Origin of the sequence: Roseobacter weihaiensis, assembly GCF_020622345.1 — a bacterium.
Taxonomy (GTDB): Bacteria; Pseudomonadota; Alphaproteobacteria; order Rhodobacterales; family Rhodobacteraceae; genus Roseobacter; species Roseobacter weihaiensis.
In genome coordinates this window covers 13063-36011 of sequence record NZ_JACNMO010000028.1, presented here as the reverse complement: position 1 = coordinate 36011, position 22949 = coordinate 13063, and the positions used below count along the sequence as shown (strand labels likewise).

The following is a 22949-nucleotide window of genomic DNA, read 5'->3' as shown; positions in this document are numbered from 1 at the left end:
CTGGCGCTTCTTTAAAGCGGTCCGGTGGACAGTCTCATAGTCGCGGGCGGAGCCCAGGGCAGCGAGATGCAAGTGGTCCCGTTGATTTAGTACGCCGCGCCCGAACCGTGGGGATGGTTCGGGAGCTGCAAATCCGGAGGATTTGCAATTTCTAAGTGCATTTAGGGTGGATCTGTACAAATTCGTACTGAAGCGCAGCTCTTCCAAAATTGAGATTCGAAAAGATGCTTTTTCTTCCGTATAGTCAGCCGATACGTTCCAAAGTGATATTTCTGATAAATGAGTTATTTATGACAAAAAGTTGGTTCGACGGCGTGATGGCACCCGGCAAAAACTGCAGTGACGACAAATGCTCGGAAACCTGCTTCAGCCTAGCCAAAGTAGTATTTTGGTCGGCATTTTTTTCACTTTTCATCGTCGCCCCCAGACTTTGGGACTGCTACAAGCGTTCGCTAGAAAGTGATCCTGGCATTGTTGGTATTTTAGACACAGGTATTATGTTATGGTTAGCAGTATGGATCGCAACAATTGCATTAACTGCGCATGAAAAAATGAACCATTTCTTAACCTTGATGATCAATAGTATGTCGTTACCGGGGTTTGTGATTGGCATCACGGCATTGGTAGGATCAGGCGCATGAAAGAGTTCAACATGAAATCGCGTGAGTTCATATTAGGTCTCTCTATTTTCTTGATATTAGGCGCTTGGGCGGCGTCTGCGCAAAGCGAAGAACCACAAGCTTTACCCTCGGTCGCGCTTTCTGGAAATGTATACGAGCTTGAAGCCTTGACAGGTTGGAAAAGGATTCAACTACATGCTGCGGCAATGGCGAACCCTGAAAAAATCAGCCAGTACAAAATTGGAAAATTGGTCACTTTGGAAAAATCTAAAGAGCTGAGCGACACAGATTCAAAAGCATTTTTTGAAGAGTGGGCTTTGCAGGGGGCTCAGATGGGCATCTTGGATGAAGCCGGGAAATTCAACAAGATTGATCCTATTATAGAATTATGTCCAACGTGTACTCCGACAGATGTAGATTTAGTCGAGGTTTTACGAAGCGGTTCGAGGTCGGAGCACGTCGCCACAAATAAAGAGGGTGAGATGTATAGTGCCGACGAAGTAATGCTGTTTTGGAGTGACACAATTAACCTAGAACCGTCAGAAGCTCGCAAAGTACTATTAAAGCCAACTAATTGATTTTATGCATTTTAATTGCCTTCACCGGCAAAGGTATTGATGGCGACAACATCCTTAATATGATCGCTTCCACTCAGCGTTACCATAAATTATACCCCCGGAGCTTCGCCCGTTCGCTCATCAATCGCTCCACTGGAGCGATTGCCGGGTAAGCCCGCACCTGCGCTCACCCATCCATTTTCAGTGCGCTAATGAACGCTTCCTGCGGAATATCCACCTTGCCAAACTGGCGCATCTTCTTCTTGCCGGCCTTCTGCTTGTCCAGCAGCTTGCGTTTGCGCGTTGCGTCCCCGCCATAGCACTTGGCCGTCACGTCCTTGCGCATGGCCGAGAGCGTCTCGCGGGCGATGACCTTGCCGCCGATGGCCGCCTGAATGGGGATCTTGAACATATGCCGCGGGATCAGGTCCTTGAGTTTTTCGACCATCGCCCGCCCGCGCTGCTCCGCCCGGTCGCGGTGCACCATGGTTGACAGCGCATCCACCGGTTCGTCGTTCACCAGGATCGACATCTTCACCAGCTGGTCCTGCCGGTACCCGATCATCGCATAATCAAAAGACGCATAGCCCTTGGTGACCGACTTCAACCGGTCGTAAAAATCAAACACCACCTCGTTGAGCGGCAGGTCATAGACCACCATCGCGCGGCTGCCCGCATAGGTCAGGTCCAGCTGGATGCCTCTCCGGTCCTGACAGAGCTTCAGTACATCCCCGAGGTAGTCATCCGGCACCAGAATGGTCGCCTTGATCCGCGGCTCCTCCAGATGATCGACCAGCGTCAGGTCGGGCATGTCGGCGGGGTTGTGCAGCTCCATCATCGTGCCATCCTTCATGTGGATGTGATAGATGACCGAGGGCGCGGTGGTGATCAGCTCGATGTCATACTCGCGCTCGATCCGGTCGCGGATCACCTCCAGATGCAACAGCCCCAGAAACCCGCAGCGGAACCCAAAGCCCAGCGCGGCGGAGGTCTCCATCTCATAGGAAAACGACGCATCGTTCAGCGCCAGCTTCTCGATACTGTCGCGCAGCTCCTCGAACTCCGCAGAATCCACCGGGAAGAGCCCACAGAACACCACCGGCTGCGACGGCTTGAACCCCGGCAGCGCGTCCTCGGTGCCCTTCTTCTCATGGGTGATCGTGTCGCCGACGCGGGTGTCCCGCACCTGCTTGATCGAGGCCGTCAGGAAACCGATCTCGCCCGGACCCAGCTCATCGATCACCGTCATCGCGGGCCGGAACACGCCAATGCGGTCCACATGGTGCGTTGAGTTATTCGACAGCATCCGAATGCGCTCGCCCTTCTTCAGCACCCCGTCCATGATTCGCACCAGCACGATCACACCGAGATAACTGTCATACCAGCTGTCCACCAGCATCGCCTTCAGCGGCGCATCCCGCTCGCCCTTCGGCGCGGGCAGGTTCTGCACAATGCTCTCCAGAGTCTCTATGATGCCCTCGCCGGTCTTGGCCGACACCCGAATGGCACCTGACGCGTCGATCCCGATCACATCCTCGATCTGCTCCGCCACGCGGTCACAATCGGACGCGGGCAGGTCGATCTTGTTCAAGACGGGCACGATCTCATGATCCGCATCAATCGCGTGATACACATTGGCCAGCGTCTGCGCCTCGACGCCCTGTGTGCTGTCCACCACCAGGAGCGAGCCTTCGACTGCCCGCATGGAGCGCGAGACCTCATAGGCGAAATCCACATGCCCCGGCGTGTCGATCAGGTTGAGGACGTAATCCTCACCATTGGCTGCGGTGTAATTGATCCGCACGGTCTGTGCCTTGATGGTGATGCCGCGCTCGCGCTCGATGTCCATGCTGTCGAGCATCTGCTCCTTCATATCCCGGTCGGCCACGGTGTTGGTGGACTGGATAAGCCGGTCGGCCAACGTGGATTTCCCGTGATCGATATGCGCCACGATGGAGAAATTGCGGATATGTGAAAGCGGTGTCATGGTGAGGATATGTAGGGGTTTTGCGGGGCGGTCAAGGTGGTTGAGCGGGTACAGATAACTGATGAGGCAAGCGCGCAGGCGTGGTTGGAGGCGCAGGACCATCAGACGCAGATCTGGTTTGCATGTCGCTGTGCGCTGCGGGCCTTGCCGCGTTTGCCAGAGAGTACGTCAAAGGAGAATTTGGCAAATGATCTGCTGCTAACCTGGCGCGCACTTTTGCTGGCCAGTGTCACATCAAATGAACCAAAACTGGACAGCCGCTTTCTAGAGCCTTTCACACGCCCCGATTCAGCATCAAGGTCTGTCTCTTATGCGGCTGCGAAAAGTGCAATTGAATGCGCTTGCGCTTCCGGTGCTACTGAGGCTGCTAAGTTCGCCGCGATTTGTTGTGCTTGGTATGTGGTTGCAAGCTCTGGTGGTGTCTCGGATTTCAAGACCGACCTGATCGAGATGCAGGAAAGAGCGACTGAATCATTTGCCGAGTATGACCATGCTTGGTTCATTGCCTCTGACGATGCCAATGCAGTCAATCAATGGGGACCGCTTTGGTCACACAGTGGAATTCCAGAGAAGATTAAACAACGCTGGCTTTCTTTAAAAAGAGATCTGACCCATTTGGACGCCGACTGGTCCTTCTGGATCGAGTGGTACGAAGCGACCCTCAACGGCACACCGCTCCCGTGGGAGCTGACCCAACGCATCGCACTTGAAATAACCGATGCCGAATGGAACGAAGGTCAGGCAACCGTCGCCCGCCGGATCGAAGAGATCAAAGCTCAGTTTCTATCGGACCAAGCACCGCTCGCCGAAGACCTCACCCTTGACCCGGTTTCCGGCCTCTTTCGTGTTGAACCGATGGAGATCCAGAACCCTCCGCTTTTGGGCGCTCTGTTGTTACGCATGCAGGACTCGCTGGACGATGCCCTGCAGGGAAACAACGGCCTGAACGAGTCCTCCAGAGAGGTCCGGGTTCTGAAGAGGACAGTTCGCCAATACTCAAACGATCCGCAGCGGATGGAAATGGACTTTACCTCCGTCGCGGTCGGGTTTCGCCGCCAACTTCATGAGACACAGGAGCTGCCACAAAGTGAAGACAACCTTGCGCTGCTGGATGCAGTCGAAGAATGCGTCCGCGGCATTCGCGCAAACCATCCTGATGTCGCGGCCAATCGCGCGCAACTTGCAGAGCAACGGATCCGGGAACTATCCGATGAAGATCGGAAGCTTCTTGAAGAGGCAAAGCCCGTTCTGGAAGCCATCAGTCAAGATGTACTTCGAGAAGACTTCGCCACCGATATCCCTCAGCTCATAAACGACGCGACGCTGCCGTTGCCAAGCGGTGCACCACCACTGCCAGGCGCTGATGAAACAACGCGCATCTTCGGGCGCGTGTCCCGCATGTCGATCCTCTATAGTGAAATGACGGCGAAAAGCGCCGAGATTTTCGACAGTAATGCTATCAAGACCGTTCGGCTAGTCAGTCTTGCTGGCGGCGTGCTTTGGGCGCTCGTTCAAGTCGGTTTACGTCTCTTTGGCGTGCTCTAGTACGCACTCTGCGACGTTGTTCCTGACCTATATGCCCAACCGCACTACTTTTGATAAATGTCAGGTGCGGGCCGGCGTTGCGCGGTATAGTAGAAAATAACGGCTCTACCACCAGCACTGTTTCTCGAAAGGCAGGCTTTATGACACGCTCGCTCCCCATCAGATTAACCGCGCTCACAGCACTTGCATTCACCGCCCCGCAGGTTGGGGCCGCCGATCCGACGTTTGAAGTCTATGGCCAGATCAACTTTGGCCTCTTCGATGTGGATGACGGCACCGAGAGCGAAACCTTCATTGCGGACAACGACACCTCCAACACGCGCATCGGGCTGCGGTATTCCGATGATCTGGCAAATGGCGCGACGATCCGGTTCAACTTTGAGACCGGTCTAGGCTTTGCCAGTTCAAGCGAGGCCAGTATCGAGGACAATGACCTCGACATCGACCTGAACCGCACCGATTTGCGCAAGCTCGAGGTGATCTACGAAACGCCGAATTTCGGGACCTTCTATGTCGGGCAGGGCAGCATGTCCGCGGACGGCATCACGGAATCGGATTTGTCGGAAACCTCCGTGGTGGCCTATAGCGGCGTGGACGATCTGGCCGCCGGTTTTGCGTTCCGGCCCAAGGATGGCGCGTTTTCTGGCGTAAACGTGGGGGATGCGTTCCGCCTCTTTGACGGCAGCAGACGCCTGCGCTTGCGGTACGATACGCCGAGCTTCAATGGCTTTACGGGCAGCATTTCCTATGGTGAGGAAGAGTTGGACCAGTCCGACGACCGTGAATTCACCGATATCGCGCTGAGATATTCGCAGGATTTCGGCGATGTCCTTGTCGACGGACAACTGGGGTATCAGTGGATCGATGACGATGACACCACCGACGAAGAAGTCCTGGGCGGCTCCATCGCGATGCTGCACAAGCCCAGCGGGGTCAGCGTGGCGCTGGCCTCCTCCCGCCTCGATGAGGGCGACGAAAGCTATTACTATGTCAAGCTGGGCTACCAGCAGGACTGGTTCGCGCTTGGCACCACGGCCTTGTCAGTCGATCTGTTTGAAGGCAGTGATTACGCAATCGATGGGTCAGACAGCACCAGTTGGGCGCTCTCGGCGGTGCAGTTTATCGACGCCTACAACATGGAACTCTACGCCAGCTATCGCACCTACGAGTTCGATGCGGCAGGCACCGATTTCGAAGATATCGATGTGATTCTGGTCGGGGCGCGCTGGAAATTCTGAAAGATGTGCCGCGCAGGTGTTTCAGCCATCGATTGATTGCACCTTCCCGCCGTCTGCGCCATAAATCGTCCCATGATCCTGTGCTCTTTTTCACGCGCTCTGCGCTCTGGTATCCTTGTGTTGGGCCTCTCCCTCGTTGCGGCCTGTGGCGGCAATGATCGCACGGCAGAGGTCGTCTTACCTGCGTCTGTGGAAAATGCACCGCGCTTTGCCACCGGGCCCATCGGGGCAGCCTGCCTGATCCATAACCGTCGCGTGGCGGATCAGGAGCGGTGTGGCTGCATTCAAGCGGCGGCCAACCTTACCCTCAGCCAGTCCGATCAGCAGCGCGCAGTGCGGTTTTTCGGTGAGCCTGAGCTTTTGCAACAGATCAAATTGTCCGACAGCCCGGAGAATGAAAGGTTCTGGTACGCGTGGGCCGGCTTTGCTGAAACCGCAGAAACGATGTGCGCCTCAAGCTAAGATCAAAGAGCGCGGGTCCAGAACTGCAACGGCTTGATGCTTTCTCTTTTTTCGCCCACATCAGGCCACGAGAACTGCGCGATTGCACCCAAAAGCGGGCGGTAGCCGCGTGCCTTCCAAAAACCATCAAGCGGGCGATAGCCTGCAGGCCGTGCAGGGTGATCCTGCGGCCGCACCACGGCACAAAAAGCGCTGGTTTTATACCCAAGGTCCCGTGCCGCGGCCTCGCGCAGATCAAAAAACGCATGTCCTGCCCCCTGCCCTCTGTAGTCCGGCAACAGCACACTTTCCGAGCAATAGAATACCTCCGCAACACAGATATCAGACCCTGCAAAAGCCGCACCGAAATCATCCGCATGCGCGCAAAGAGGCATGGCTGTTGACGCCCCTACAAGATTGTCCCCATCGAATGCGCCGATCAGAACGGCCTTTGGTTCGGTCAGATAGGGTTTCAGATATGCTTCTTCGTAGCTGGGTGTCCCCTCATAAAGGTAAGGCCACTCCCGAAATACCGCCATGCGCAAGGCTGCCACGTCCGTCAAGGCAGCCGCGCGTTCAGGCCCGTCCAGCCTGCGGATATCAAGTGCCATCGCTACCGGAGACCTGCGCGATCCAGTCAGAAAGGTTGTAGCGGGTTGTCACCCGCGTGATCTTGTCCTCCGCCACATCGAAAAACGACCCCGCCGAAAGCTTGTAGCGCTGACCATGGGCTGCGGGCAGCCCCGTATCCGTGGCCAGATAGGTACCGTTCACTGTGTATTCCGCTGCAGCCCGCCCCTGCGAAGGCGCCTCGAAGATCACCATGTCGGTAAGCGTCTCATCGTAACAGCGGGCCATATGGGCACAAAACGCGCCAAAGGCTGGTTTTCCGCGCCGGACGGTGCCTTCATTCACATGGTGGGCCACATCATCGGACAAGCACTCCAACATGGCGGGAATATCCTTGGCGTTGAAGGCCTCAAAATATCGTTTTATGATAGCGGACATGTGTCAGAGGTTGTCTTCAACGTCGGTGACATCGATGCCAAGGGCCTCAAGACCGCTTTCCAGATGCTCTGCAAGGCCCGGAATGCCGGACAGATAGCTTTCGGTTGGGGCGGAGGCCTCGCGACGGGCTTCTTCCTTGGCCTCTTCAAACTCCTGGGCGGAAAAGCTTTCCCGACCGACCCACATCAGCGCGACGAGGTTGGCTTTCTCATCGTCGTTCAGGCTGCCGATGTAGTCGGACAGATGCGTGCTATCAGGCCCGTATTCGCGGGTGAGCAGGATAACACGCGCTACTTTTCTGGTACTGATTTCGAGCATTTTGAGCATCCTTTTTCCAGCAGCTTGTGGGTTTCGCAAAGGCTGCGCAAGGGCAAAATCGGCCCTGCGGCTTTGAACCAGACCGACGGGCGGATTTCATCTCAGTTCCGGCGCCCGCCCGTATCAGTCTAGCATGTCGCGTGCCCAAAACGTGGTGGTAAAACGGCGGGATTGGAAAAAACCGTAGGAAATCCCACCAAATTGCGGGAAAATCACCATATATTTGAACAATTTTTCGAGGTCCTTTTTATGTCTAGTCTTTCATATAATATTCAAAAATTCCTTTTCTCTGTTGTCGAGGCGATCCCGCCTCTGGCGTCTTGGGCCAACCGCTGGGCGATAAACCGGGTCGTCAAGCGCGCCAGATCGCGCCCACATCCGCTGAGCACGGAACATGATTATGTCAGTTGGTCAGGCCTCACCGATCGGCGCTGGAGCGCGCGCCACCTGCCACCCCGTCCGCGGGACACGGCCCCTGACCCACAAGCGCTCAAGGTCCTGTTCGAACGCAAAGGGGAAACCCAAAGGCTCTGCCCGAAATCGACCTGTCTCTTTCCGGCTTTTGCACAATATCTGACAGATGGGTTCATTCGCACGGAATCGCCACATCTGACACCAGGGGGCAAATCCTCAGACAGCCATCTCAAGCGCAATACCTCCAATCACGAGATCGATCTGTGCCCGCTCTATGGCCGTACGAAAATGCAAACCGATGCCCTGCGGCTCAAATCGAACGCACCCGGTGAAAAGGGACGGCTGAAGTCCCAGAGGCTGGGGAATGAGGAATACGCGCTCTTCCTTTACAAAGACGGCACGCTGGACCCGGATTTTGAGGCGCTGGACCCGCCCTTGGGCGAAGACCAGCTGGAGGAGGCGCGCAAATCCAAGCTCTTTGCCTTTGGCGGTGACCGGGCGAACTCGGTGCCGCAGGTTGCCATGCTGAACACACTGTTTCTGCGCGAACACAACAGGCTGGCCGCGGAAATCGAAAAAGCCCACCCAGACTGGGAAGATGATCGCGTCTTTGAGACCGCGCGCAACACGGTGATTGTTCTCTTTATCAAGATCGTGGTGGAGGACTATATCAACCACATCTCGCCGCTGCCCTTCAATCTGCGGGCGGATCCCTCGGTCGCCTGGAAAGCGCCGTGGAACAAACCCAACTGGATCACCACTGAATTCAGCCTGCTCTATCGCTGGCACGCCCTCATTCCGGACCGGATCAAATGGGGCACCGAGATGTGGCCGGTTAAGGAGACTTTCATGAACAACGGCCCGCTGCTGGAGCACGGACTGTTGCAGAGCTTTGCCGGGATCAGCAATACTCAGGCCGCCGAGCTTGGTCCGCGCAATACAGCATCCGACCTCTTGCACATTGAGGTCGCCTCCATCGTGCAGGATCGGTTTTGCGAATTGGCAAGCTTTTCGGATTACTGCGCCTACATGAGCCAGCCGCGCCCGGCCTCTTTCGAGGCGATCTCATCCGATCCGGACGTTGCCAGCCGTCTTGCAGCGTTTTACGAAAGCCCGCGCGATGTCGATTTTCACGTCGGTCTCTTTTGTCAGGATCGCGTGGCCAACAGCCCGCTGCCAAACCTTGTGCTGGTCTTTGTAGCGCTGGACGCCTTCAGCCAGGCGCTGACAAATCCCCTGTTGTCGGAACATGTCTTCAAACGGTCGACGTTTTCCGCACCCGGCTGGACAGCCATTCAGAAAACCGCCCGGCTGCGGGACGTTCTGGACCGTAATGTTGCCGGTGGGGCCGGTGATACCTTTGTCGGCATGACCCGCGCGCAATGGGTGCCCGAATAAACCCCGCCTGCCCCCTGTCAGCCCTCACGGGCTGACGCCAGCCGTTCAACCAAAGCACGGAAAGCCTGTTTCTCTAGGTCCCGCGCACGCATCCGGGCGATCTGATCCGGCACGCGGCTCAGATCGCCCGGATCACCTGCAACGACAAGCATCACCATCCCGTATTGCCCATGTCGTTTGCAGCGGAACGCATAGAGCCCATCCGTTGGCAGCGTCACCACCGCCTCGGGTTGATTTGATATCGCGACCTCCGGCACCCCCGCCGGCCAAAGCTGCGGCACCGAGTGCACCGTATGCTCGCCCCGGCTATTGAGGAAATTGAGCGTGCTGTGCGGCTCTGCCATCACAAGGTCCGGCGTGAAGCGGAACATGCCTGTCGCCGCCGTGGCCATGGGATCGGTGATCTGATCGATCCGACGTGCCTGCGCCTGTGCCGCAGTGCCGCAACAGGAAGCTGCAATTGTGATCTGCATTGCCTTTCTGCGGCTAAACCGAGCGGTGTCCCCCGTCATTCGCGTGCCTCCCATGTGGCGTCCCGACGCGTGTCAGGCCGCAAGCAGAGCATCCGTCGAGAGACATCCTAAGAAAGGTACTGCTGAAAGGCAATAAACTTTACCAAAACAGTCGGATATAGCCAGGCATCATCTGTACTGGCATGAAAGGCGGTTCTATGTGCGCTCCGTGGGCTCTCCGAACCGGTCGATCAGGCGCGATCTGATCTGGTCGCGCGCCTGCCGGTAGCTGACAAGCTTGGCCTCACGGGTCTCTCCCAGCCCGGTGGGATCGAGGATCGGCCAGTATTCCACCTCCAGGCTGTAAAACCGCGTCAATTCCAGCGCCCGGCGCTGGCTTGCCGGACTGAGCGCAATCACCAGATCAAAGGACCCGAGATCATCCCCCCAGTTCTCCATCTCGTCAAAGCTGCGTGAGCGATGGCGGGACAGTTCCACATCCAGTTCCTGACACACCGCGATGGAAAAGCCGTCGATCTCCATATCGTTGGTGACACCCGCGGACTGGACATACGTCCCTGTGCCGTAGAGCTTTTTCATGATACCTTCTGCCATCGGAGAGCGCACAGCGTTGTGGTCGCAACAAAACAGGACCGATTGTGGCAGCTCTTGTGTCATCTACCCGCCAAAATGCAAAACACAGATCAGGGTAAAGAGCCGGCGCGCAGTATCGGTGTCGACCTCCGCCTTGCCTTCCAGGCGCTCCTGCAACACCCGCGAGCCTTCGTTGTGGATGCCGCGGCGGGCCATGTCGATGGTTTCGATCTGGCTTGGCGGCAATTTCTTGACCGCATCGAAATAGCTTTCGCAAATCTGGAAATAGTCTTTGACAACCTGCCGGAATGGCCCGAGCGAGAGATGAAACTCCGCGGCTGTTTCAGCATTTTCGGTCTTCAGGTCAAAGACCAGCCGCTTGTCGCGGATCGCAAGGTTCAGGTGGTAGGGTCCCTCGGGCACCGGGCGGTCGTCGCGGCTGGGCAGCACGAAGCTGTTGTCTTCCAGCAGATCGAACATTGCGACTTTGCGCTCTTGCTCAATCTCGGGGGTGGGCGGCGGCAGGCCTTCATCGTCGAGGGCAATAAACGAGATACGGGACATAGCAATGCTTCTTCAGGGCAGGATCAAACCGTCCCTGATTAGCGCGGTTGGGGCGCAAAGAGCAACCGTCCTAGTCGTTTAACTTCCGCAGGCGCGCCGTGACCGACAGCCCATGCGCTTGCAGGCTTTCGGTCCGGGCCAGTGTTTCCGCCGCAGGGCCGATGGCGCGGAGCGCCGCAGGGCTCATCTGCGCCAGCGTTGTCCGTTTCATGAAATCGAGCACCGAGAGCCCTGATGAGAACCGTGCAGATCGTGCGGTGGGCAGCACGTGATTTGGGCCCCCGATATAGTCGCCGATCGCCTCGGGCGTCCATTGGCCCAGAAAGATGGCGCCGGCGTGGGTGATCTGCCCGCTCAGACCCTTGGAATCGGCCACACAGAGTTCCAGGTGTTCCGGCGCGATCCGGTCAGACAGCCGGGCTGCGGTGGAAAGATCATCAACCGTGATAATCGCTCCAAAATCGCGCCAGGAGGCCCCGGCAATCGCGCGCCGTTCCAGCGTTTCCAGACGTTTGTCAACAGCCGCAGCGACGGCTCGCCCGAAATCGGCATCTGTGGTGATCAGGATGGATTGCGCGCTTTCGTCATGTTCGGCCTGGCTGAGCAGATCCAACGCGATCCAGTCGGGGTCATTGTCGCCATCCGCAATCACCAGAATCTCGGACGGTCCTGCAATCATATCAATGCCAACCTTGCCAAAGACACGGCGCTTGGCGGCAGCCACAAAAGCGTTGCCGGGGCCGGTGATCTTGTCCACGGGCGGTATGGTTTCCGTGCCGTACGCCAGTGCCGCGATGGCCTGCGCGCCGCCGATCCGGTAAATCTCATCCACCCCTGCGAGGCGGGCGGCGGTGAGGACCAGCGGATTCAACACACCCTCCGGTGTCGGGACAACCATGGCAAGGCGGGGCACGCCGGCAACCTTGGCCGGGATCGCGTTCATCAAAACCGACGAGGGGTAGGAGGCCAACCCCCCAGGCACGTAGAGCCCTGCTGCGCCGACCGGGCTCCAGCGCCAGCCGAGGGTTGCGCCGGTTTCATCCGTCCACTCGGCATCTTCAGGACGCTGCCGCTGATGGTAGGCCCTGATGCGATCCGCCGCGAGTGTCAGCGCCGCGCTTTGATTTTCCGGCACCAAGGCAACCGCCCTGTCCACATCGGCAGCAGACACACGCAGCGTCTCTGCCGTCAGCGAGACGCGATCAAACCGTTCGGTCAGCGCCAGCACGGCCGCGTCGCCGCGCATCCGGACATCCGCGATGATCTCCGCAACAGTGTCATCCACATCGGGACTGTCTTCGCGTTTGGCGGACAGCAGCGACTGGAACGCAGCCTCGAAATCGGGATCGGAGGCATTCAGGTAGACGGGCATAACGGACCTTTGGCGACTATGGCGCGACACACGCCTGTGGTAGAAATAGGAGGCGTCGACAGACGGTCAATCCGGATGGTTCGGCGTCTGTTTTGAGGGCGCAACGTAAGGTTTGGTGACATCTTTCAGCGTCGCCTCGATGGCTTCGACAGTCAGGCGGATCGCGCCATCCCCCGCAAGCGTCAAAAGGATGTGGCCCGAGGGGGCCTCGGTTTCCTCAAAAGAAATGGTAAGCAGTGACAGGACCGTTTCCTTGTCACTCCGGTCCACACCATTTGTGGCAACGGCGGTGACCGTATCAAAAGCCAGCACGGATTGCACACGCTCTGGCGAGACGGCGCGCGCGGGGCCTTCCTCCCAGCGAAAACGGTTCAGCAGCAGGGCAAACCGGCCTGCGGCCCTGTCCCACTGCATCTCGGTTGCGGGAAATACAGCATCCTGCGAGAGCGAGGCCAAAACCTTCAAATCCTCCGCATCAAAGGCAACCAGTGCGATCGGTGCTTCGCGACCATCCTCAAATCGGGCATCGGTCATTGATCCGAAATCCTTTCGATGTTGGCGCCAACACCCGAGAGCTTTGCAACCACATGCTCATATCCGCGATCCAGATGGTAGACCCTTGCCACGCGCGTCTCTCCCTGGGCTGCAAGGCCAGCCAGAATCAGTGACACGGAGGCCCGAAGGTCGGTGGCCATGACAGGGGCGCCTTTGAGTTTTTCCACCCCCGTGACCGTTGCGGTACCGCCGTGCACGTCGATATCGGCCCCCATGCGGATCAGTTCCGGCGCATGCATGAACCGGTTCTCAAAGATCTTCTCTTCGAGCACCGAGGTCCCCCTTGCGGTGCAGAGCAGCGCCATCATCTGCGCCTGCAGATCGGTGGGAAAGCCGGGGAAGGGTTCGGTTGTGACGTTGACCGCGCGGACATCGCCGTTCTTGCGTTTGACGACAAGCCCGTCCTTGCTTTCGCTGACGCTGATCCCGGTTGCGTCGAGCTTTTCGCAGAAAGATGCCAGCAGGTCGATCCGCCCGCCCAAGAGTTCAACCTCACCGCCGCAGATCGCGGGTGCCAGCATGTACGTGCCGAGTTCAATCCGGTCGGCAACAACGGCATGCATGGCGCCACCCAGCCGGTCGACACCCTGGATTGTGATCGCCGAGCTCCCCTCGCCTTCGATCTGCGCGCCCATGGCCCGCAGACAGCGCGCCAGATCGACAATTTCCGGCTCGCGCGCAGCGTTGTTCAGAACAGTGGTCCCCTTTGCGAGGGTTGCAGCCATCAGGGCGTTTTCCGTCGCCCCGACAGAGACAAATTCGAAATCGACCTTGCCACCTTTAAGGCCCCCGGGCGCCTTGGCGTGCACATAGCCGTCCTTGAGGTCCAGCTCGGCCCCCATGGCCTCAAGCGCCTTGAGATGCAGGTCCACAGGCCGCGCCCCGATCGCACATCCCCCCGGCAAGGAGACAATCGCATGCCCGTTGCGCGCCAGCATCGGGCCCAGCACAAGGATCGATGCCCGCATCTTGCGTACAATATCGTAATGCGCAGTATCGTTGTTCAGGTTATGGCTCGACATCGCCAAAACCTTGCCGTCGTTGAGCGAGGTGACCTCGGCCCCAAGCGATTGCAGCAGTTGTGTCATTGTGCGAATGTCCGAGAGACGCGGCGCATTGGTCAGCGTCAGAGGCTCGTCAGACAGCAGTGTCGCAGGCATCAGCGTGAGACAGGCATTCTTGGCCCCGGCAATTGGAATTTGCCCCTGAAGGCTGCCGCCGCCCTTTACGAGTATCGAATCCATGCGCCTACGCGTCCTTATCCTGCCCGGAGGTATCCGGTGTGTTATCCTGCGACCCCGTCGTCCTGACCCGCGCCCGGCTTTGCGCTTTGCGTCTGGCCAGATTTGCCTTGAGCGCCGCTTTCAGCCTGTCATCGCGGGTCGAGCCGGTCTGACCGGCAATTTCGGGGGTTGGTTTCTCTGCCATAAGCGCTGTCTACCGCAGGGGCCGGGAAGCGTCCAGATTAGGCTTGCACCGATGTTGGATTGCGTCTAACACCCACGCGCATCGGCGCTGCTGTAGCTCAGGGGTAGAGCACTCCCTTGGTAAGGGAGAGGTCCGGAGTTCAAATCTCCGCAGCAGCACCATCAAAACACTAATTTTTAGCCAGAACCCTTAGCGCAAAACACGGTCAAGCCGTTGTTCTAATTTCTAACTTTAATTGGCGTGGCTTTTCTATAAGGCTCTGTGCGACCAGAGCGGACGTGTAATAAAAGCACGCAATGCTCCAGTTGTTGGCTGGACAGATCACCCTTCCACCGGCGAAACAGCCCGCTGATAAAGATGCCAAGTGGCGTGACCTAGGACCGGCAGAGTGACGATTAGGCCCAGAAACACGGGAACCAAAGACAACAGCATAGTGACCGAGATGATTGCCGCCCAGGTGAGCATAACCACAGGGTTTTCCATGACGACGCGGACCGACGTTATCATGGCGGAAACGAAATTAGTTTCCCGATCGAGCAGCATGGGCATGGCGACGACGGTCACCGAGAACAGTGCCGCCGAAAGAATTGCACCTAAGCAGATGCCAATAGCAAGGAAGGTCCAGCCCTCCGGTGTGTAGAATACGACGTTCAAAAACCCCTTAAAATCCGAGAAGGATGCATCCTGTAGGATGATCGCCAGCAAAAGCCGGACCTGGTAAATCCACACCCAGAAAATGAATAGAGTGACGAAGGCCATCCAGCCCATTTCGCGGTTGCGTTGATCGGCCACGACGGTCAAGATTTCCGACCAACCAAAACTTTCTCCCGCCTGCAACCGGCGGGACATTTCATAGAGACCGGCGGCGGCGAAGGGTGCGACCAGAGGGAAGGCTACAACTGCAGGAATGATCATCCATATCTTGCCGAGCCAGACCAGGGCCCACACAAACAAGAGCCCGAATACCGCATAAAACAAGCCGAAGAAGCCGCTCATGAAGGGGCGCGCCAAAAAGTCTGAAAAACCGGCCCTCAGCGACGCCGCTATATCGTCCGAAGTCACCTTGTTGACTTTGGGAATGCCGTCCTGCCGTGGTGTCAGATTGTTCGGCGGTTTGGAACCTGCAGTCTTCGATGCCATGACATACTCCTCCCGAAGGAAGGCGCAATGCTGGCCGGTCAGCCAGCAACCCCAACGGTGGAACAGACATCCCTCCTTCGCAAACAAGTTTGCGCCTCGAGCGGCTTAAGGGCAAGGGAAAGAATTTAAGCTAATCCATACTGGGCCATTCGCCGGTTTGTGACGAATGTCCAGAAGGGGGAAATACTTCGCTAATGATTGCTGCTCAGGGAGAGGCCAATAAGAAGCGGCCCTATGCTTGCTTGGCGATGCCTTTTCAACAATCGTGTTTTTGCTAGGTTGAGCTTTAGCCGTGCCGTTTCCAACTGAAGTATTGCGCGCTCACTTTGACGATATAAGCGGCGAACTTTGGATCCTGGGTTTCCAATAGTCGCAACGTGGCCCTGACGGGCATCAGGAAACCAACTCATAGCACTTTGGGTAGAGCTGTTCCAAGCATAGTCGGCTTCAACATATCTTCGATATGCCAACGCAACAGCGCGGCGTCTGGTCTGCAACTCGACGAGCATTTTGCAGCCTCCACAGTTCGCTAAGCCCAAGGTTATACGCACACTGCGTTTGTATCAACGCTTGGAGCTCTTGGAGATTGTCGGACACAATTCAGCTGAGTTGAACGTCCCTACTCCAATCAGCGCTGGCGATCTTTCATTTGGAGGATGCGTTCGGAAATAAGTTCAACCGGGCCGCGCAGTCTGTTCACGTTGATAATAATATAACCTCCCGTAACGTCAGCAGATGAGCGATGGTTCAGCAACCGTTTGAGCGCATAGTGTGGAATGTCCAGGCTCTCAGCAATCGTGATGTAAGTTCTACGCAAGTCATGAAGTGTAAAAGATACGCCTGAAGCAGCGCTGACCCGCTGAAAAAACTTTTTGGGTTCGACAATGTGACCGGCGGGACCGTTACCAGGAAACACCCATGGGGAAGCCCCCGCGCTGTCTTTTCCTTCCCGAAGCAATTTGAGCAGATAGTCAGATAGCGGAAGCAGCTTCACTCCTGCAGAGCGGCCGTCATGATCGCATCCGCGTTAAGTGGCAGCCGGTACAGCCGCAAACCGGTTGCCGCAAAAATGCCGTTGGCGATGGCGGCCACGGTGGGAGGCGGGCTTGCTTCACCCGCGCCGACAGACGGCGCATCCCCGCCGCCAATCACCTCTATGGTGATCTTTGGGACTTCATCGAAGCGCAGCACCGGATAGCTGTCCCAATCCAAGGTTTCTCTCCCGCTGGGACCCCAATGCACCTCTTCATGCAAGGCCCAACTGGCCCCTTGGAGCACACCGCCCTCCAGTTGCGCCCGGAGCCCATCGGCATCCACCACCCGCCCGGCGTCGGCAGCAAGGCGCACGTGATCCAGCCGAACCGCACCACATTCTTGGACCGTCAGATCAACGGCCACCCCAACCCGTGTCATGGCGTTCTTGTATTGCGCATAGGCAATACCCCGGCCCGCGCCCTCCCCAAGGAACGGTGGTCGTTTGAGCATGTCCTGCAGCCTGTCAAGCACGGCAGCGGCGCGGCGATCTTCGAGATGCCTTTGCCGGTAGGAAATCGGGTCCGCCCCCGCGCGCCCCGCCAAGCTGTCCATCATGCTCTCAAGGGCCAGAATATTCGCGGTAGCCCCAAGACATCGCAGCGCCGAGGAGCGTAAAGGCAGATCCGGCACCAGCGCCTTGACCAACCGTTTATCGGCAAAGGCGTAGATCGGGTCGAGGTTGCGGTGCAACCCGGCGTGCCTGTTCATGTTCGGTTCCGGCACAAAGCGAGGGATGTCCGCATCACGGGCCCTGTTGGCGGCCAGACGCGCCGCGCCTGCCCTGTTCGGACCCGCACGTGGGCGGCCGCGAAAGGTATCGCCCCGCGCCTCCATCCAGAGTGCGGCGACCTCGCCTTCATCGTCCAGACTGGCCCGCACCGACACGGCCATAGCAGGCCCGACAGGCTCGCGCGCGTGCTCATCCGCGCGGGTGTACTTCAGCAAAACGGGCCTGTCCGGCAAGGCACGCGCAATGAGAGCTGTCTCAAAGGCCACATCATCCGCCGCGTTGTGCCCGTAGCAGCCGGAGCCCGGCGCATGTTCGACAACGACATCTTCCGGTGCCATGGCCAAACTGTCCGCGATGCTGTCACGCAACGGGTATATGCCCTGGCTATGGGTCAGAATCTCCAACTGCCCCGCCTTGAACTCGGCCAAGGCGGCTGAGGGGGCCAAAGCCCCATGCAGCGTGTAGGGCCGCTTGAAAGTGGCTTCGAAATCTGGCGTCTCGATGGGCTCGGGCAGCCGCAGGGATGTCTCGGGAAAACCGTTTACGACGGTGAGACGCTCTGCGTCACGCTCTGCCATCACCTCAAACACATCGCCGGTCTCAAGGCCGGTGCCAATGTCCCAGTTACAGGCGGCTGAGAGTTTCTCCGCGCCGCGGACCACCGCCCATTCCGGCGTGCCCGCCACGGCAAGAAAGGAGCCATCGCGTATGATCTGCAAGCCTGCCGCTTGCGCGCGGTGCAGCGGATCGGGATCAATGTCAATCAGTACCGCATCCAGCACCGGGGGGCGCACAATACGCGCGTGCAGCATACCAGGGCGCTCAAGATCATGGAGGTAGGCAAAGGTTCCTTCGACCATCGCGCGCAGGCCTCGCGGCGGGGCGTCCCCCAAGGCCGTGTTCAGGGCCCGCGATGGTGCCTCTGGGTCGACCTTCAGATCATCCGCAAGTTCTGACAGAAGGTCGAGAACGCTGATCTGCTTGTTGCTGCCGCGATGTCTGACAAGGCCCTCCGCCAGATCAAGCGCTGCAACATCAACCCCGAAACCCTCTGCCGCCCGCAACAGCGCCGCCCCGCGTGCCGTCGCGCAGGCTAAGCGTTGAGCCTGGCCCGTTTGCTGAATGGAATTGCTGCCTGAAGTGATCCCCTCATCGGGGCTGTCGCCTGTGCGGACCGGGGCGACATCGATCCGGTCAATCGGCAGGCTCAGTTCTTCGGCTGCGATGCGCATCAGCGCCGTGGATATCCGCTGGCCGATATCGACCTTGCCGGTTCGCAAGACCAGCCTGCCCTGAGCGACACGCAGCCAGTCGCGCACGAAAGGATAGACGGTCAGGCTCATCCGTCGCCCTTTTGCGCTGCCTCTGCTGCGGCCAGCACACGAGGATGCGACCCGCAGCGGCACAAATGTCCCCGCAAGGCAGTTTGGGCGGTGGCGCGATCAAACGCGCCCTGGGTGCGCAGCAGCGAGGTGACAGCAACCACCAGCCCCGCCGTGCAATAGCCGCATTGGGCCGCTCGTTGAGCGACAAAAGCCTGCTGCACCCGTTTGCCCTCGGGCGTCTGTGACAGACCCTCGATGGTGGTGATCGCGCGCCCTTCAAAAACCGCGGCCGGGGTTGCACAGCTCTGCACCGCCTCATCGTCGGCCAGAACGGTGCAGGCCCCGCATTGCTCCAACCCGCACCCGATCTTGGTACCCTTCAGCTTGAATTCATCCCGCAGAACGTAGGCCAACGGCGTGTCGGGCGCGGAGGTCACCGCGCGCAGCTGGCCGTTGATGCGGAGTTTCAGCAAGGCGCGACCTTTTCCCAGGTCACATCCAACTTTACATCCGCGGAGGTAAAGAGGTTCATCACCGGGCAGCGATATTCGACGTTCCTGCGCAACCGGTCGAGGCGATCATCGGTTTCATTGGTGTGGATGCGAATACGCATCTTGACCCAGTTGAAATAGGGCCGGACCCCCTGCACCCCGCGACTGCCGCGCTGATCCACCTCGCCATCGGCTTCGATATCGACAGCCGAATAGTCAAACTTCATCGCCTCGGCACAGCGGTTGATGATAACCCCTTCGCAGCCGCACAGCGACGACAGCGTCATCTCCAGCGGCGTGGGACCGGTGTTGCTTTCTTTCTCGTCGGTGATGACCACGTGATCGCGCACCATCATCACGCTGCGGGTCGATCCCTCGTTGCGGGCGGAAACGCGCCGGATCCCGAGAGCTTTGCGTTTGGGGTCCACGCTTGGGGGCAAAAGATCGTCAGCGGCATCAGTCATAGTGTCATCTCCAGGATATCGAGACCGTTCACACGGTCGAGTAAATAGATGCGGCCGTCCTCGCCCACATCCACGTCGTTGGATTGCGGCGCTGCCCCCTCCGGCCCGCGCGCGGGAATGAAATGCGCCACCTCTTTCGGCAGCAAGGGGTCCGCCAGATCGAGCACCCGCAGCCCGCCGGCAAACCACGTGCAATAAACCAACGTGCTGTCGAGCTTTTCGCGGAACTGATGCGCGCCAAAGCGGGCACCTTCCTCGCCGATAAAGGGACAGGCCCGCTCTGTGAGGTCCCAGGCGGCGACAGGTTCCATCGCACTGAGGTCGGTGACATCCATGACCCAGACAAACCCGTGCAAACGGCCGGGCAGATGCGCGTGTTCCTCATCAATGGCCACGGCATAGCGCCGTCCGTTGATGGGCTGCTCCAGCGGCATCACGGTATGGGTGGGTTCCGGGATCGCCTGGGGCCAGGCGTAGCCGCCGATCTCGCGCGGCCTGGTGATGTCCGTGGCGTCAAGCACCCGCATCCCGGCATGCCAGGTCGCGGCCCAAAGCTCATCGCCGCAGCGCATCGCGTGATGCAGCCGGTGGCTGTAGCCTGCCCCGGTGGGCACCTCGCCCGCGGCCACGTGCTGGCCTGGCATATGCCAGCGCGACACTTCGCGCGGAGTGGTCGGGTCCGCCAGATCGTAGATCACCAATATATTGCCGACATAGCCCTCCATCTCGGTGGAGATATAGGCGTAATGCGCATCCATGTCGAAACGATGCGTCCCAAAACCATAGGTTTTGACATAGGATAACAGCCGGGGCTGCGTCTTGTCGGAAATATCCCAGACCCGGAACCCACCGCCGTCGTAGCCCCGTTCCCGCGCCGCATCGAGGTCCGCGATATCGTGAGGGTGAACGCCAAGAGCGACCGCGATCTCAGCCTCGGATTTGCCGCTCTGCCTGAGCGCCGGGATCTTGTTGCCCTTGCGCAGAAAATGGCGGCGGTCCTGCTCGACGTTGGTAATCATCAGGTCGCCCACCACACGTACCTTGTGTGTATGCGACCAGTCCGGCGGATCGATATGCGCCACCACCTTCGGGTTGGCCGGATCAGAGACATCCACGATCGAGGTCCCGTGCGGCGGTTTCATATGGCCGATGTAGGCGTAGTCGCCCTGCACCACGACCTGCCCGCCGCCTGGAATGTCGAGCCGCCCCAACGCCCGGATATTACTCCCGGTTTCTATCTCATATGCAACTTTCATGACGACAAAAGCTCCCTTTTCTTGCGGCGCCAGTCCAGAACGGCGGGCAGCACCAGCGATACCACCAAAGCGACCCAAAGGATGTTTCCAAGGGTCGAGGAAAACAGCACCATCATATCGCCTTCGGACTTTTTGAGCGCCCGCAGGAAATAGGTCTCCAGCAAGGGTCCGAGGATCACGCCGATCAAGATCGCGGCCACGTGATAGCCCGTCCGGCGCGCGATATAGCCGATCACACCAAAGGCCAGGGCGAGATACATGTCGAACATGTATTCGCGCGGCACAAAGGCCCCCACCAAGGTGAAGGAGATGATCATCGGGGCCAGATAGATCGTCGGCACCGTGGTCACCCGGCTCATGTAGCGTGACAGGGGGATGATCGTGAGGATCATCAGCAGGTAAGACACCGCCATCGCCATGAACATGCCGTAACCGACCTCTGGTTCCTGTTGAAAGAGAGAGGGGCCGAAGCTGACGCCGTGGTATTGCATCACCACCAGCATGATCGCCGCCGTGGCCCCGCCCGGAATACCCAGCACCAGGAGCGGCACCAGCGTCCCCGAGGTCACGCCATTGTTGGCGCTTTCCGGGGCCACAAGCCCTTCGATATGGCCGGTGCCGTATTTCTCGGGTGTTTTGGAGAACGTGCGCGACTGCTGGTAGGCCACGAAGCTTGCGATGGAGGCCCCCGCACCGGGAATCACGCCGATCACCAACCCGATCACCGAAGTCCAGCCAATATGGGTCCAACGCGAGAGCGCGTCCTTGACCCCCTCGAAGGTCGCGGCCCAGGAGGGATTCTCCATGGCTTTCTGGCCCTGCTTGGTGAGGATCACGCGTTTCTCGATGATGATGAACGCCTCGGAGACGGCAAAAAGCCCAACTAGCGCCGGGATGAGCGGCACGCCATCGTATAGCTCCAGAAAACCCATGGTGCCGCGCGGTGTGGCATAGACCACATCGGTGCCAATCGCGCCCAGCATCAGGCCGGAGAAACCGGCGATCAGGCCTTTCAGCATGTCCTGCGCGGCGATCGACGCGATGAGCGAGATGCCAAACAGCATCACCACGATCATCTCCACCGAGTGCATGTAGAAGCCCACGCGCGCCAGGATCGGCATGGCGGCAAGGGCAATCATCGTGGTCAGCAACCCGCCCAGCGAAGAGGCGACAAATGAGATGGCCAAGGCCTGCTGGCCACGGCCCTGTTTGGTCATCGGATAGCCGTCGAGCGGGGTGGCCGCCGCCCCTGCGGTGCCGGGGATGTTAACGAGAATGGCCGGAATGCCCGCCCCCATCCGCGCGGCACAATAAAGCGAAACCATAAAGATCAGCCCGGTCTGCAGATCCATCGCAAGCGTCAGCGGCATCAGGATGATGATCGTATTGGCCGCTGAAAAGCCCGGAATGCCGCCCACGATGAGGCCCAGGAAAATGGTCGGTATTATGACCCACCAGAAACTGATCGTTTCCAGAAAGACCGTCGCCAGAAGGGAAGCTGTCTCACCCATTGCTCAGCACCGTCTGCATGGTCTGCTCGAACCAGCCGCGCGGGAACCGGGTCTCGAAGGCGAGGATGAACACGGCCCAGCCGCCAAAGGCCAGAATGGCCGAGGTGATCGTGACCCGCCCGAGGCGTTTAAACGCCCCCAGAATCGCCATGCTGAGCCACAGGAACAGGAAGGTCGTGAGCGTAAAACCCAGCGTGTCGATCAAGACACAGAACCCGATTGTTGTGCCAATCAGCGCCACCCGCCCGCTGCGGATGTCCTCGAAATTGACGAGGCTTGTGAAGGTGAGACGCCCCTCCCCCCGCCGGAGCTGCCCGGTCACCTTGATGAAAAACAAAAGGCAGATAAAAAGCAGGACCCCGCCGATGGAAAACGCGCTGACCTGTGCGGTCCAGGGCGAGTTCCAGATCGTCGAAAAGAAGTAGAGCGTGAAGACCACAGCCAGAATGGGGATGACAAGGTCAGCGCCCAGATGGCGCGGTGCGCGGTTCGGATCATGAGCCATG

Annotated in this window: 25 protein-coding genes and 1 tRNA gene; 7 read left to right on the top strand and 19 right to left on the bottom strand. The window is 58.7% G+C overall.

The window, feature by feature from the left end:
• The first annotated feature begins 290 nt into the window (after positions 1-290).
• Positions 291-641, top strand: coding sequence for a hypothetical protein (locus tag H7847_RS22225; RefSeq protein ID WP_227271689.1), 351 nt, complete (start codon positions 291-293; stop codon positions 639-641).
• Positions 638-1198 (top strand): hypothetical protein, encoded by a 561-nt coding sequence (locus H7847_RS22220; RefSeq protein WP_227271688.1) that lies wholly within the window; start codon positions 638-640, stop codon positions 1196-1198. Before H7847_RS22225 ends, H7847_RS22220 begins: the two co-directional genes overlap by 4 nt.
• A gap of 166 nt (positions 1199-1364) precedes the next feature.
• Here the strand turns inward: H7847_RS22220 and lepA are convergent, their stop codons facing one another.
• The gene (lepA, locus tag H7847_RS22215) at positions 1365-3164 is read right to left on the bottom strand and encodes a translation elongation factor 4 (protein ID WP_227271687.1); all 1800 of its coding nucleotides are present in this window, start codon (positions 3162-3164) and stop codon (positions 1365-1367) included.
• A 36-nt stretch (positions 3165-3200) separates the two neighbouring features.
• On the opposite strand from lepA, the gene H7847_RS22210 reads away from it, so the two are divergent.
• The 3 genes from H7847_RS22210 (at position 3201) to H7847_RS22200 (ending at position 6409) form a co-directional block, all read left to right on the top strand.
• Complete coding sequence (locus H7847_RS22210) at positions 3201-4709, top strand: hypothetical protein (RefSeq protein ID WP_227271686.1); 1509 nt, start codon at positions 3201-3203, stop codon at positions 4707-4709.
• 140 nt (positions 4710-4849) lie between these two features.
• A complete protein-coding gene (locus tag H7847_RS22205; RefSeq protein ID WP_227271685.1) occupies positions 4850-5947 on the top strand; it encodes a porin in 1098 nt (365 codons plus the stop codon).
• Positions 5948-6019: 72 nt separating this feature from the next.
• A complete protein-coding gene (locus tag H7847_RS22200; RefSeq protein WP_227271684.1) occupies positions 6020-6409 on the top strand; it encodes a hypothetical protein in 390 nt (129 codons plus the stop codon).
• A gap of 2 nt (positions 6410-6411) precedes the next feature.
• Here H7847_RS22200 and H7847_RS22195 read toward each other — a convergent pair whose 3' ends face one another.
• Genes H7847_RS22195 through H7847_RS22185 form a run of 3 tightly spaced genes read right to left on the bottom strand, consistent with a single transcriptional unit; the run spans position 6412 to position 7714 of the window.
• Complete coding sequence (locus H7847_RS22195; protein WP_227271683.1) at positions 6412-6999, bottom strand: GNAT family N-acetyltransferase; 588 nt, start codon at positions 6997-6999, stop codon at positions 6412-6414.
• Positions 6989-7396, bottom strand: coding sequence for a nuclear transport factor 2 family protein (locus H7847_RS22190; RefSeq protein WP_227271682.1), 408 nt, complete (start codon positions 7394-7396; stop codon positions 6989-6991). The genes H7847_RS22195 and H7847_RS22190 overlap by 11 nt, the downstream gene beginning before the upstream one ends.
• A 3-nt stretch (positions 7397-7399) precedes the next feature.
• Positions 7400-7714 carry a DUF3775 domain-containing protein gene (locus tag H7847_RS22185; RefSeq protein ID WP_227271681.1) on the bottom strand — a complete coding sequence of 105 codons (315 nt, stop codon included), beginning with the start codon at positions 7712-7714 and terminating at the stop codon, positions 7400-7402.
• Between the two features lie 249 nt (positions 7715-7963).
• Between H7847_RS22185 and H7847_RS22180 the strand changes: the two genes are divergently transcribed.
• On the top strand, positions 7964-9526 hold the full coding sequence (locus H7847_RS22180; RefSeq protein WP_227271680.1) for a peroxidase family protein: 1563 nt from the start codon (positions 7964-7966) through the stop codon (positions 9524-9526).
• A 17-nt stretch (positions 9527-9543) separates the two neighbouring features.
• Here H7847_RS22180 and H7847_RS22175 read toward each other — a convergent pair whose 3' ends face one another.
• From H7847_RS22175 to H7847_RS22145, 7 genes are all read right to left on the bottom strand, one after another.
• Entirely contained in the window at positions 9544-9999 is a 456-nt protein-coding gene (locus H7847_RS22175) for a plastocyanin/azurin family copper-binding protein (protein ID WP_227271679.1), read from the bottom strand.
• 195 nt (positions 10000-10194) lie between these two features.
• Positions 10195-10656, bottom strand: a complete 462-nt coding sequence (locus H7847_RS22170; RefSeq protein WP_227271678.1) for an arsenate-mycothiol transferase ArsC — start codon at positions 10654-10656, stop codon at positions 10195-10197.
• The gene (locus tag H7847_RS22165; RefSeq protein ID WP_227271677.1) at positions 10657-11136 is read right to left on the bottom strand and encodes a UPF0262 family protein; all 480 of its coding nucleotides are present in this window, start codon (positions 11134-11136) and stop codon (positions 10657-10659) included. It lies immediately after the preceding gene.
• A gap of 70 nt (positions 11137-11206) precedes the next feature.
• Positions 11207-12508, bottom strand: a complete 1302-nt coding sequence (gene hisD / locus H7847_RS22160) for a histidinol dehydrogenase (protein ID WP_227271676.1) — start codon at positions 12506-12508, stop codon at positions 11207-11209.
• 66 nt (positions 12509-12574) lie between these two features.
• A complete protein-coding gene (locus tag H7847_RS22155; protein ID WP_227271675.1) occupies positions 12575-13042 on the bottom strand; it encodes a DUF2948 family protein in 468 nt (155 codons plus the stop codon).
• On the bottom strand, positions 13039-14307 hold the full coding sequence (gene murA, locus H7847_RS22150; protein WP_227271674.1) for a UDP-N-acetylglucosamine 1-carboxyvinyltransferase: 1269 nt from the start codon (positions 14305-14307) through the stop codon (positions 13039-13041). Before murA ends, H7847_RS22155 begins: the two co-directional genes overlap by 4 nt.
• Before the next feature lie 4 nt (positions 14308-14311).
• Complete coding sequence (locus H7847_RS22145; RefSeq protein WP_227271673.1) at positions 14312-14491, bottom strand: hypothetical protein; 180 nt, start codon at positions 14489-14491, stop codon at positions 14312-14314.
• An 86-nt stretch (positions 14492-14577) separates the two neighbouring features.
• On the opposite strand from H7847_RS22145, the gene H7847_RS22140 reads away from it, so the two are divergent.
• Positions 14578-14652, top strand: a tRNA-Thr gene (locus H7847_RS22140).
• Between the two features lie 160 nt (positions 14653-14812).
• On the opposite strand, the gene H7847_RS22135 is transcribed toward H7847_RS22140, so the two are convergent.
• The 8 genes from H7847_RS22135 to H7847_RS22100 all read right to left on the bottom strand — a co-directional run bounded on the left by H7847_RS22135 (position 14813) and on the right by H7847_RS22100 (position 22948).
• On the bottom strand, positions 14813-15631 hold the full coding sequence (locus H7847_RS22135; protein ID WP_227271672.1) for a DUF2189 domain-containing protein: 819 nt from the start codon (positions 15629-15631) through the stop codon (positions 14813-14815).
• Between the two features lie 628 nt (positions 15632-16259).
• Positions 16260-16625: a site-specific integrase gene (locus H7847_RS22130; protein ID WP_227271671.1), complete on the bottom strand. Its 366-nt coding sequence runs from the start codon at positions 16623-16625 to the stop codon at positions 16260-16262.
• Positions 16622-18739, bottom strand: coding sequence for a molybdopterin cofactor-binding domain-containing protein (locus tag H7847_RS22125; RefSeq protein WP_227271670.1), 2118 nt, complete (start codon positions 18737-18739; stop codon positions 16622-16624). Before H7847_RS22125 ends, H7847_RS22130 begins: the two co-directional genes overlap by 4 nt.
• Positions 18736-19194: a (2Fe-2S)-binding protein gene (locus H7847_RS22120; protein WP_227271669.1), complete on the bottom strand. Its 459-nt coding sequence runs from the start codon at positions 19192-19194 to the stop codon at positions 18736-18738. The genes H7847_RS22125 and H7847_RS22120 overlap by 4 nt, the downstream gene beginning before the upstream one ends.
• On the bottom strand, positions 19188-19676 hold the full coding sequence (locus H7847_RS22115) for an OsmC family protein (RefSeq protein ID WP_227271668.1): 489 nt from the start codon (positions 19674-19676) through the stop codon (positions 19188-19190). Before H7847_RS22115 ends, H7847_RS22120 begins: the two co-directional genes overlap by 7 nt.
• Positions 19673-20932: an LVIVD repeat-containing protein gene (locus H7847_RS22110; protein WP_227271667.1), complete on the bottom strand. Its 1260-nt coding sequence runs from the start codon at positions 20930-20932 to the stop codon at positions 19673-19675. The genes H7847_RS22115 and H7847_RS22110 overlap by 4 nt, the downstream gene beginning before the upstream one ends.
• The gene (locus tag H7847_RS22105; protein WP_227271666.1) at positions 20929-22443 is read right to left on the bottom strand and encodes a tripartite tricarboxylate transporter permease; all 1515 of its coding nucleotides are present in this window, start codon (positions 22441-22443) and stop codon (positions 20929-20931) included. Before H7847_RS22105 ends, H7847_RS22110 begins: the two co-directional genes overlap by 4 nt.
• Complete coding sequence (locus H7847_RS22100) at positions 22436-22948, bottom strand: tripartite tricarboxylate transporter TctB family protein (RefSeq protein WP_227271665.1); 513 nt, start codon at positions 22946-22948, stop codon at positions 22436-22438. Before H7847_RS22100 ends, H7847_RS22105 begins: the two co-directional genes overlap by 8 nt.
• Position 22949: the final 1 nt, after the last annotated feature.

Bases quoted from the DNA above. Each gene is read 5' to 3' on its own strand.
- H7847_RS22170 (WP_227271678.1), bottom strand. From the start codon at position 10,656: ATGACACAAGAGCTGCCACAATCGGTCCTGTTTTGTTGCGACCACAAC.
- H7847_RS22225 (WP_227271689.1), top strand. From the start codon at position 291: ATGACAAAAAGTTGGTTCGACGGCGTGATGGCACCCGGCAAAAACTGC.
- murA (WP_227271674.1), bottom strand. From the start codon at position 14,307: ATGGATTCGATACTCGTAAAGGGCGGCGGCAGCCTTCAGGGGCAAATT.
- H7847_RS22105 (WP_227271666.1), bottom strand. From the start codon at position 22,443: ATGGGTGAGACAGCTTCCCTTCTGGCGACGGTCTTTCTGGAAACGATC.
- H7847_RS22110 (WP_227271667.1), bottom strand. From the start codon at position 20,932: ATGAAAGTTGCATATGAGATAGAAACCGGGAGTAATATCCGGGCGTTG.
- H7847_RS22185 (WP_227271681.1), bottom strand. From the start codon at position 7,714: ATGCTCGAAATCAGTACCAGAAAAGTAGCGCGTGTTATCCTGCTCACC.
- H7847_RS22115 (WP_227271668.1), bottom strand. From the start codon at position 19,676: ATGACTGATGCCGCTGACGATCTTTTGCCCCCAAGCGTGGACCCCAAA.
- H7847_RS22135 (WP_227271672.1), bottom strand. From the start codon at position 15,631: ATGGCATCGAAGACTGCAGGTTCCAAACCGCCGAACAATCTGACACCA.
- H7847_RS22145 (WP_227271673.1), bottom strand. From the start codon at position 14,491: ATGGCAGAGAAACCAACCCCCGAAATTGCCGGTCAGACCGGCTCGACC.
- H7847_RS22200 (WP_227271684.1), top strand. From the start codon at position 6,020: ATGATCCTGTGCTCTTTTTCACGCGCTCTGCGCTCTGGTATCCTTGTG.
- H7847_RS22165 (WP_227271677.1), bottom strand. From the start codon at position 11,136: ATGTCCCGTATCTCGTTTATTGCCCTCGACGATGAAGGCCTGCCGCCG.
- H7847_RS22190 (WP_227271682.1), bottom strand. From the start codon at position 7,396: ATGTCCGCTATCATAAAACGATATTTTGAGGCCTTCAACGCCAAGGAT.
- H7847_RS22195 (WP_227271683.1), bottom strand. From the start codon at position 6,999: ATGGCACTTGATATCCGCAGGCTGGACGGGCCTGAACGCGCGGCTGCC.
- H7847_RS22220 (WP_227271688.1), top strand. From the start codon at position 638: ATGAAAGAGTTCAACATGAAATCGCGTGAGTTCATATTAGGTCTCTCT.
- H7847_RS22125 (WP_227271670.1), bottom strand. From the start codon at position 18,739: ATGAGCCTGACCGTCTATCCTTTCGTGCGCGACTGGCTGCGTGTCGCT.
- H7847_RS22155 (WP_227271675.1), bottom strand. From the start codon at position 13,042: ATGACCGATGCCCGATTTGAGGATGGTCGCGAAGCACCGATCGCACTG.
- lepA (WP_227271687.1), bottom strand. From the start codon at position 3,164: ATGACACCGCTTTCACATATCCGCAATTTCTCCATCGTGGCGCATATC.
- H7847_RS22205 (WP_227271685.1), top strand. From the start codon at position 4,850: ATGACACGCTCGCTCCCCATCAGATTAACCGCGCTCACAGCACTTGCA.
- H7847_RS22180 (WP_227271680.1), top strand. From the start codon at position 7,964: ATGTCTAGTCTTTCATATAATATTCAAAAATTCCTTTTCTCTGTTGTC.
- hisD (WP_227271676.1), bottom strand. From the start codon at position 12,508: ATGCCCGTCTACCTGAATGCCTCCGATCCCGATTTCGAGGCTGCGTTC.
- H7847_RS22175 (WP_227271679.1), bottom strand. From the start codon at position 9,999: ATGCAGATCACAATTGCAGCTTCCTGTTGCGGCACTGCGGCACAGGCG.
- H7847_RS22100 (WP_227271665.1), bottom strand. From the start codon at position 22,948: ATGGCTCATGATCCGAACCGCGCACCGCGCCATCTGGGCGCTGACCTT.